The sequence below is a fragment of the Rhizobacter sp. P2_H2 genome (genome assembly GCF_056403375.1).
The window spans coordinates 1-9559 of record NZ_JBFUFP010000113.1 but is presented as its reverse complement, the minus strand read 5'-3'; the positions used below and the strand labels follow the sequence as shown (position 1 = coordinate 9559).

Below are 9559 nucleotides of genomic sequence, written 5' to 3'. Positions count from 1 at the left end.
GCCACACCGTCAAGTCGCCGATGGTCGGCACCTTCTACGGCGCCGCGAGCCCGGGCGCCAAGCCTTTCGTCGAGGTGGGCAGCACCATCAAGGAAGGCGAGCCGATCTGCATCATCGAGGCGATGAAGATCATGAACGAGATCGAGGCCGACAAGTCCGGCACCGTCACGAAGATCCTGTGCGCCAACGGCCAGCCGGTCGAGTTCGGCCAGCCCTTGTTCATCATCGAATAAGGCTGTCCGCATGTTCAAGAAGATCCTGATCGCCAACCGCGGCGAGATCGCGCTGCGGATTCAACGAGCGTGCCGCGAGATGGGCATCAAGTCGGTCGTCGTCTATTCCGAGGCCGACCGCGACGCCAAGTACGTGAAGCTGGCCGACGAGGCGGTGTGCATCGGCCCGGCCCAGTCGGCGCAGAGCTACCTCAACATGCCGGCCATCATCTCGACCGCCGAGGTGACCGATGCCGAGGCCATCCACCCCGGCTACGGCTTCCTGTCGGAGAACGCCGATTTCGCCGAGCGCGTCGAGCAGAGCGGCTTCGTCTTCATCGGCCCGACGCCCGACGCGATCCGCACGATGGGCGACAAGGTGTCGGCCAAGCAGGCGATGATCAAGGCCGGCGTGCCCTGCGTGCCGGGCTCCGAGGGCGCGCTGCCCGACGACCCGAAGGAGATCATCAAGGCCGGCCGTGCGGTCGGCTACCCGGTGATCATCAAGGCGGCCGGCGGCGGCGGCGGCCGTGGCATGCGCGTCGTGCACACCGAGGCGGCGCTGATCCACGCGGTGCAGACCACGCGCGCCGAGGCCGGCGCGGCCTTCGGCAACCCGGCGGTCTACATGGAGAAGTTCCTCGAGAACCCGCGCCACATCGAGATCCAGGTGCTGGCCGACGAGCACAAGAACGCCGTCTGGCTGGGCGAGCGCGACTGCTCGATGCAGCGCCGCCACCAGAAGATCATCGAGGAAGCGCCGGCGCCGGGCATCCCGCGCCGCGTGATCGAGAAGATCGGCGACCGCTGCGCCGCCGCCTGCAAGCGCATCGGCTACCGCGGCGCCGGCACCTTCGAGTTCCTGTACGAGAACGGCGAGTTCTATTTCATCGAGATGAACACCCGCGTGCAGGTGGAGCACCCGGTGACCGAACTGGTGACCGGTATCGACATCGTGCAGATGCAGATCCGCGTGGCGGCCGGCGAGAAGCTGCCGTTCCAGCAGCGCCAGATCCAGATGCGCGGGCATGCGATCGAATGCCGCGTCAACGCCGAGGACCCGTACAAGTTCACGCCGTCGCCGGGCCGCATCACGACCTGGCATGCGCCGGGCGGGCCGGGCGTGCGCGTCGACTCGCATGCGTACACGAACTACTTCGTGCCGCCGAACTACGACTCGATGATCGGCAAGATCATCACGCACGGCGACACCCGCGACCAGGCGCTCGCGCGCATGCGCATCGCGCTGTCGGAGACGGTGGTCGAGGGCATCCTGACCAACATCCCGCTGCACCGCGAGCTGATGGCCGACGCCAAGTTCATCGAGGGGGGCACCAGCATTCATTACCTTGAAGGCTGGATGAGCCAGCACAAGCGCTGAGGCCCCGATGTACGAGCTGTTGCTGCTGGTGCCGGAGGACCTGGTCGAGCCGGTGTCCGATGCGCTGATGGACGAGCTGCAGGCCTTGTCGGTCTCGGTCGAGGACGCCGATGCCGACACCGAGGCCGAGCACGCGCTGTTCGGCGAGCCGGGCATGCCGGCGCCGCGCGGCGGCTGGCAGCGCTCGGTCGTGAAGGCGCTGTTCGCCGAGGAAGACGCCGCCACCGAGGCCGGCGCCCTGCTGCTCGCGCAGGACTGGGCGGGCGGCGTGCAGCTGCAGGCGCTGCAGAAGGTCGAAGAGCAGGATTGGGTGCGGCTGACGCAATCGCAGTTCGCGCCGGTGCCGGTCACCGACACGTTCTGGATCGTTCCGACCTGGCACGAGCCGCCGGCACAGGCCCGCACCGTGATCCGGCTCGACCCGGGTCTCGCGTTCGGCACCGGCACGCACCCGACGACGCGGATGTGCCTGCGCTGGATCGCGACCCAGGCCCCTGCGCGCGCGGCCGGCTGGCAGCGCGTGCTCGACTACGGCTGCGGCTCGGGCATCCTCGCGATCGGCGCGGCGCTGCATGGTGGGCGCGGCATCGCTGCGGTCGACATCGACCCGGCCGCCGTCGAATCGACGCGCGCCAATGCCGACGCCAACGGCGTCACGCTCGACGCCGGCCTGCCTGACGCGGCCCAGGGCGAGTACCCGTTGGTGCTCGCGAACATCCTCGCGTCGCCGCTGAAGCTGCTGGCCCCGCTGCTGTGCGGCCACGTGGCCGCGGGCGGCGACCTGGTGCTGGCCGGCATCCTCGAGCGCCAGGCCGACGAGCTGAAGGCCGCCTATGCGCCCTGGTGCACGCTGGACGTGAGCGACCAGGAAGAAGGCTGGATCCTGATGACGGCGCGGAAGAAGGCCATGGCATGATTTCGCCATGAGCCTGGCCACCCGTTGCACTGCCTGCGGTACCGTCTTCCGGGTCGTCCAGGACCAGCTCAAGGTCTCCGAAGGCTGGGTCCGCTGCGGGCGCTGCGACGAGGTCTTCAACGCGCTCGAGGGGTTGTTCGACCTGGAGCGCGACTCCCCGCCGGAGTGGCGCCCCCCGGCCCCACCCCCGCCCGCCCCGATCGCCGCGACGCCCGTGCCGGCCACGCCGTCGTTCCAGCCGCTGCCCGAGCCCCCGGACGATGACGACATCTTCCAGCTGAGCGAAGACGACCGCATCCACTCGCGCTTCTTCCACCCCGAGCAGGCCGACGTCGCGCAGACGCCGGCGCAGGGCGTGGCGCAGCGCGACCGGGTCGATTTCTCCGACGCGCAGTTCAACATGGACTTGCTGGAGAGCGAGATCAACGGCGGCGCCCCGCCGCCGGCGCCGCCCCGCAAATCCAAGCCGGTGGCCAAGCCGGCCGCGAAGCAGGCGGGCAAGCCGGCGGCCAAGCCCGCCGCGCGGCCGTCGGCACCCCGGCCTGCCGCCCCCGGCTTCGTGCGCGAAGCCCGCCAGCGCGAGCGCTGGCGCAGCCCCTGGGTGCGCGGCGTGCTGTCGCTGTGCGCGATCGGGCTGCTGGCCGGGCTGGCCGGCCAGGCGGCGCTGCATTTCCGCGACACCATCGCTGCGCAGTGGCCCGACACCAAGCCGTGGCTCGCGATGGCCTGCAAGCAATGGCATTGCGAGATCGGCGCGCCACGCCGCATCGACGACCTGGTCGTCGAGAGCAGCGCGCTCGCGCCGGCCAATGGCGGCGCGGCCTACAAGCTGTCGGTCGTGCTGCGCAACCGCAGCGCGCTGGCGCTCGCGATGCCGTCGATCGACCTGAGCCTGAGCGACCCGAGCGGCCAGCTGGTCGCGCGTCGTGCGCTCGCGCCGTCGGACTTCCGCGTCGCGACGCCGGTGGTCGCGGCGGGCGCCGAGAGCAGCCTGCAGGTGCTGCTCTCCACCGACGGACGCCGCGTCAGCGGCTACACCGTCGAGATCTTCTATCCCTGAATCACCGACCCTGAACGCGAACGCCGCGTTCCTCTCCCGGAGCCTCCCATGTCAGCCCTCATCTGCGGATCCCTCGCCTTCGACACCATCACGATGTTCCCCGGCCGCTTCGCGCAGCAGATCCTGCCGGAGCAGGTGCACATCCTGAACGTGTCGTTCCTGGTGCCGACGCTGCGCCGCGAGTTCGGCGGCTGTGCCGGCAACATCGCCTACACGCTCGCCAAGCTGGGCGGCGAACCGCTGGTGATGGCCACCGTGGGCGCCGACGACGTGGAGTACCGCGCGCGCATCGCGTCGTGGGGCGCCAGCACCGAGTTCGTGCGCAACGTGCCGGACAGCTACACCGCGCAGGCCATCATCATCACCGACACCGACAACAACCAGATCACCGCCTTCCACCCCGGTGCGATGCAGGCGGCGCACACGACGACGGTGCCGACCGATCGCGGCGTGCGCATCGCGATCGTCGCGCCCGATGGCCGCGACGCGATGCTGCAGCATGCGCAGCAGCTGGCCGATGCGCAGATCCCGTTCATCTYCGATCCGGGCCAGGGCCTGCCGATGTTCGACGGCGCCGAGCTGAACCGCTTCATCGCACAGGCGAGCTGGGTGACTGTCAACGACTACGAGGCGCGCATGCTGTCGGAGCGCACCGGGCTGAGCATCGAGGCGATGTCGCGCTCGCATCTGAAGGGCGTCGTCGTGACGCTCGGCGCCGAGGGCTGCGAGCTGTGGGAGCAAGGCGTGCGCACGCGGGTACCGGGCGTGCCGGCGACCGAGGTGCTCGACCCGACCGGCTGCGGTGACGCCTTCCGCGCCGCGCTGCTGTACGGCCTCGAACGCGGCTGGACGCTGGAGCGCTGCGTCGGCCTGGGCAACCGGATCGGCGCGCTGAAGATCGCCAGCCGCGGCGGCCAGAACCATGTGATCGATCGCACGGCACTCGGGGTGTGAGCGGAAGGTTCCCTGGAGCGAGGGGGTGACCCATCGGCATTTCCGGGATATCTTCACGCCCTGCGTCAGACAAATGTTGATACTGTCGTCGGGGTTGATCGGTTCGTCGAAAAGAGCCGGCAAAGGGAATACGCGATGCAGGCTTTCCAGTCACTCGTCCTGGCTTTCACGACACTCGCGCTCTGCGCGGTGACGTGGGGCGCATGCCATTGGTGGTACGGCCGCCGCCTGAAGGCCTTGCAGCAGAAGGTCGACAAGATGGAGAAGGCCCGGCACGTCGCCGGCTTGCACGCGCAGCAGGCGCGCAAGCAGATCGAGCAGCTGCACAAGCAGATGGCGGTGCTGCAGCAGAAGCGCAGCGACCTGCAGGCGGTGATGCAATCCCAGCTCGACGTCGACCTGCCGATGCCCACCGGCGGCCGCACCGGGGCCGGTGACGGTCCGATCCTGCCACCCAACGGGTTCGCCGACACGCTGCCGATGTAGCGGTCAGAAAAAAACCCGGCCGAAGCCGGGTTTTGTCTGAACGCCTTCCGGCCTCAGGGCTTGTTGCCCGTCGGGAAAGGCCACGCAGCCGCAGGGCTGAGCGCGGTCTTGGCTGCAGGAGCAGCCGCAGGCTTCGCAGCAGCAGGCGCAGCAGGCGCCGCGGGTGCCGCCTTCTTGGCGGCCGGCTTCTTGGCCGCCTTCTTGGCCGCAGGCTTCGCAGCCTTCTTCGCAGGGGCCTTCTTCGCAGCAGCCTTCTTGGCAGGCGCCTTCTTGGCAGCAGCCTTCTTCGCCGGCGCCTTCTTGGCCGCGGCCTTCTTCGCCGGAGCCTTCTTCGCCGCAACCTTCTTCGCTGCAACCTTCTTCGCCGGCGCCTTCTTGGCCGCGGCCTTCTTTGCCGGCGCCTTCTTGGCGGCGACCTTCTTCGCTGCGACCTTCTTGGCCGGAGCCTTCTTCGCTGCGACCTTCTTCGCCGGGGCCTTCTTCGCCGCGACCTTCTTTGCCGGAGCCTTCTTCGCTGCCGCCTTCTTGGCCGGAGCCTTCTTTGCAGTTGCCATTACATTTCTCCTTGATCAAGTTGAAAGAGCACTGCCCTGCGCCGGCGCCATGCCGATGCGAGGCAGTTATTCACTGTCCGAAGTCGCCCAGGAGGGACGCCCCGGTACGGTGAATGGGGTTGCAGGCCGTTGGCCACCGCGTGCTTGGCGGTGATCTCTTGACGGCCTGCGAATCTTGATCTCGTCCATGACCTGTTGCTGATCTCTGTGATGCAGTCAGCGAAGCGTCAGTCCCACGAGAGGGCGCCACCGGATTGGTACTCGATGACACGCGTCTCGAAGAAGTTGCGCTCCTTTTTCAGGTCGATCATTTCGCTCATCCACGGGAACGGGTTTTCCTCGTTCGGGAAGAGCTCTTCCAAACCAATCTGCGTTGCACGCCGGTTGGCGATGTAGCGCAGGTAACCCTTGAACATCGATGCATTGAGGCCCAGCACGCCGCGCGGCATGGTGTCCTCGGCGTAGCGGTATTCGAGCTCGACGGCCGTCATGAACAAGGCCTTGATCTCGGCCTTGAACTCCGCCGTCCAGAGGTGCGGATTCTCGAGCTTGATCTGGTTGATCAGGTCGATGCCGAAGTTGCAGTGCATCGACTCGTCGCGCAGGATGTATTGGTACTGCTCGGCAGCGCCCGTCATCTTGTTCTGGCGACCGAGCGCCAGGATCTGCGTGAAGCCGACGTAGAAGAACATGCCTTCCATCAGGCAGGCGAACACGATCAGCGACTTCAGCAGCGTCCGGTCGTTCTCGGGCGTTCCGGTGTTGAAGTTCGGATCCATGATCGCGTTGATGAACGGGATCAGGAATTCGTCCTTGTCGCGGATCGACTTCACCTCGTTGTAGGCGTTGAAGATCTCGCTCTCGTCCAGCCCGAGCGACTCGACGATGTACTGATAGGCGTGCGTGTGGATCGCTTCCTCGAAGGCCTGGCGCAGCAGGAACTGGCGGCATTCGGGCGCCGTGATGTGGCGGTAGGTGCCCAGCACGATGTTGTTGGCGGCCAGCGAATCGGCAGTGACGAAGAAGCCGAGGTTGCGCTTGATGATGCGGCGCTCGTCGTCGCTCAGGCCGTTCGGATCCTTCCAGGTCGCGATGTCGCGCGACATGTTCACTTCCTGCGGCATCCAGTGGTTCGCGCAGGTCGCGAGGTACTTCTCCCACGCCCACTTGTACTTGAACGGCACCAGCTGGTTGACGTCGGTGCGGCCGTTGATGATGCGCTTGTCGGCGGCCTTCACGCGTTGCGCGGCGGCAGGAGCGGAGGTGCTGGAAGTGTTCAGGGAGGTGGGGATCAAGGGGGAGGCAGGTGCTGCGATCGCAGCATCGAAGTCAGGAGATGGAGCGACCGCACGCGCTTGAGAGGGCAGGCTCTGCGCGGGACTCGCTTTGTGAGAGATCGAGGGTTTAAGGTCTTCTTCCCAAACCAACATGGTGGACTTCCTTGACGCGTTGAATTATGAGAGTGTTGTGTTGAAACACCAAGCACTTATTGACATCGCGAGCACTTCGCTGTTGCTGTGTCGCATCGAAAAACGCGCGTGCATTCGCGAAGACTCGCGATGAGCACGCGCGTTGCTCAGTGCATCACTGGCACGCTTCACACGTCGGGTCGTCGATCGCGCAGAACTTGATGTCGGTGGCAGGCTCTTGCGATGCGGAGAACACCGGCGCAGCGGCCGTCATCACCGGCGCAACAGCCACCGCAGCGACCGGCGCCGCACCCATCGACGACGATCCATCACCGCTCGACACCGAGTTCATCTGCCCCGCCTTCACGGTCGACTTCTCGGCATGCGTCGCGCCGACGGTGCGCAGGTAGTAGGTGGTCTTCAGGCCGCGCGTCCACGCGAGCTTGTAGGTCTCGTCGAGCTTCTTGCCCGAGGCGCCGGCCATGTAGATGTTCAGCGACTGCGCCTGGTCGATCCACTTCTGGCGGCGCGCGGCGGCCTCGACCAGCCACTGCGTCTCGACCTCGAAGGCCGTCGCGTACAACGCCTTCAGGTCGGCCGGCACGCGGTCGATGCGGCGCAGCGAACCGTCGAAGTGCTTCAGGTCCATCACCATCACGTCGTCCCACAGGCCGAGCTTCTTCAGGTCGCGCACCAGGTACTCGTTGACGATCGTGAACTCGCCCGACAGGTTGGACTTCACCGACAGGTTGCCGAACGACGGCTCGATCGACGCGCTGACGCCGATGATGTTCGAGATGGTCGCGGTCGGTGCGATCGCCACGCAGTTGGAGTTGCGCATGCCGTGCTCGGCGATGCGGCTGCGCAGCGCCGACCAGTCCAGCGTCGCGCTGCGGTCGACGTCGACATACCCGCCGCGGGCCTCGGCCAGCAGGTCGAGCGAGTCGATCGGCAGGATCCCCCTGTCCCACAGCGAGCCGCGGTAGCTGGAGTAGCGGCCGCGCTCGGCCGCCAGTTCGGTCGACGCCCAGTAGGCGTAGTAGCAGACGGCTTCCATCGAGCGGTCGGCGAACGACACCGCGTCGTCCGAGGCGTACGGCGTGCGCAGTTCATACAGCGCATCCTGGAAGCCCATGATCCCCAGGCCCACCGGGCGGTGGCGCAGGTTGGAGTCACGCGCCTTCTTGACGGCGTAGTAGTTGATGTCGATCACGTTGTCGAGCATGCGCATCGCGGTGGCGACGGTCTTCTTCAGCTTCGCGTGGTCGATCTGCACCGTGCCGTCGACCTGCTTCAGGTGGTGCACCAGGTTCACCGAACCCAGGTTGCACACGGCGATCTCGGTCTCGCTGGTGTTCAGCGTGATCTCGGTGCACAGGTTGCTCGAGTGCACGACGCCGACGTGCTGCTGCGGCGAGCGCACGTTGCAGGCGTCCTTGAAGGTGATCCACGGGTGGCCGGTCTCGAACAGCATCGAGAGCATGCGGCGCCACAGGTCCTTGGCGGGGATCTTCTTGAACAGCTTGATCTCGCCGCGCGCGGCCTTGTCTTCATAGCGCGTGTAGGCCTCCTCGAAAGCCTTGCCGAACTTGTCGTGCAGGTCGGGGCAGGTCGACGGCGAGAACAGCGTCCAGTCGCCACCCTCCATCACGCGGCGCATGAACAGGTCCGGAATCCAGTTCGCGGTGTTCATGTCGTGGGTGCGGCGGCGGTCGTCGCCGGTGTTCTTGCGCAGCTCCAGGAACTCCTCGATGTCGAGGTGCCAGGTCTCCAGGTAGGCGCAGACGGCGCCCTTGCGCTTGCCGCCCTGGTTCACCGCGACGGCGGTGTCGTTGACGACCTTCAGGAACGGCACGACGCCCTGGCTCTTGCCGTTGGTGCCCTTGATGTGCGAACCGAGCGCGCGCACGTTGGTCCAGTCGTTGCCCAGGCCGCCGGCGAACTTCGACAGCAGCGCGTTCTCCTTCAGCGCTTCGTAGATGCCTTCCAGGTCGTCGGCGACGGTCGTCAGGTAGCAGCTCGACAGCTGCGAGCGCTGCGTGCCGGCGTTGAACAGCGTCGGCGTCGAGCTCATGAAGTCGAAGCTGGACAGCACTTCATAGAACTCGATCGCGCGCGCTTCGCGGTCGATCTCGTTGAGCGCCAGGCCCATCGCGACGCGCATGTAGAAGGCCTGCGGCATCTCGATGCGCACTTCGTTGATGTGCAGGAAGTAGCGGTCGTACAGCGTCTGCAGGCCGAGGTAGTCGAACTGCAGGTCGCGCTCGGCCTTCAGCGCCGCGCCCAGGCGGACCAGGTCGTACTGCAGCAGCTTCTCGTCGAGCCGCTCGGCCTGCACGCCCTTCTTGATGAAGCCGGGGAAGTAGTCGGCGTAGCGCGCCGGCATCTCGGCCTGCAGCACCTCTTCACCGAGGATTTCCTTGCGGATCGTGTGCAGCAGCAGCCGCGCGGTGGCGCGGGTGTAGCCGGGGTCCTTCTCGATCAGCGTGCGCGCGGCCAGGATCGCGGCCTTGTGCACTTCATCGATCGGCACGCCGTCGTAGAGGTTGCGGCGCGTCTCGGCCAGGATGGGGTCGGGCTTCACGTC

Annotated in this window: 9 protein-coding genes; 6 read left to right on the top strand and 3 right to left on the bottom strand. The window is 66.8% G+C overall.

What is annotated here, in order from left to right; genetic code table 11:
* The 6 genes from accB to AC1D15_RS09440 form a co-directional block, all read left to right on the top strand.
* On the top strand, positions 1 to 233 hold a 233-nt coding region (gene accB, locus AC1D15_RS09465; protein ID WP_477825783.1), incomplete at its 5' end, for an acetyl-CoA carboxylase biotin carboxyl carrier protein.
* 10 nt (positions 234 to 243) lie between these two features.
* Complete coding sequence (gene accC, locus AC1D15_RS09460) at positions 244 to 1593, top strand: acetyl-CoA carboxylase biotin carboxylase subunit (RefSeq protein ID WP_047506632.1); 1350 nt, start codon at positions 244 to 246, stop codon at positions 1591 to 1593.
* A 7-nt stretch (positions 1594 to 1600) separates the two neighbouring features.
* Complete coding sequence (prmA, locus tag AC1D15_RS09455; protein WP_047506631.1) at positions 1601 to 2509, top strand: 50S ribosomal protein L11 methyltransferase; 909 nt, start codon at positions 1601 to 1603, stop codon at positions 2507 to 2509.
* A 7-nt stretch (positions 2510 to 2516) separates the two neighbouring features.
* On the top strand, positions 2517 to 3569 hold the full coding sequence (locus AC1D15_RS09450; protein WP_477825782.1) for a zinc-ribbon and DUF3426 domain-containing protein: 1053 nt from the start codon (positions 2517 to 2519) through the stop codon (positions 3567 to 3569).
* Between the two features lie 48 nt (positions 3570 to 3617).
* Positions 3618 to 4523: a carbohydrate kinase family protein gene (locus tag AC1D15_RS09445; protein WP_477825781.1), complete on the top strand. Its 906-nt coding sequence runs from the start codon at positions 3618 to 3620 to the stop codon at positions 4521 to 4523.
* Positions 4524 to 4712: 189 nt separating this feature from the next.
* Positions 4713 to 5009, top strand: a complete 297-nt coding sequence (locus AC1D15_RS09440) for a prefoldin domain-containing protein (protein WP_477825780.1) — start codon at positions 4713 to 4715, stop codon at positions 5007 to 5009.
* 53 nt (positions 5010 to 5062) lie between these two features.
* On the opposite strand, the gene AC1D15_RS09435 is transcribed toward AC1D15_RS09440, so the two are convergent.
* From AC1D15_RS09435 to AC1D15_RS09425, 3 genes are all read right to left on the bottom strand, one after another.
* A complete protein-coding gene (locus tag AC1D15_RS09435) occupies positions 5063 to 5563 on the bottom strand; it encodes a histone H1-like DNA-binding protein (protein WP_047506623.1) in 501 nt (166 codons plus the stop codon).
* A 227-nt stretch (positions 5564 to 5790) separates the two neighbouring features.
* Positions 5791 to 6993: a ribonucleotide-diphosphate reductase subunit beta gene (locus AC1D15_RS09430; RefSeq protein WP_465112852.1), complete on the bottom strand. Its 1203-nt coding sequence runs from the start codon at positions 6991 to 6993 to the stop codon at positions 5791 to 5793.
* A gap of 154 nt (positions 6994 to 7147) precedes the next feature.
* On the bottom strand, positions 7148 to 9559 hold a 2412-nt coding region (locus AC1D15_RS09425; RefSeq protein ID WP_477825779.1), incomplete at its 5' end, for a ribonucleoside-diphosphate reductase subunit alpha.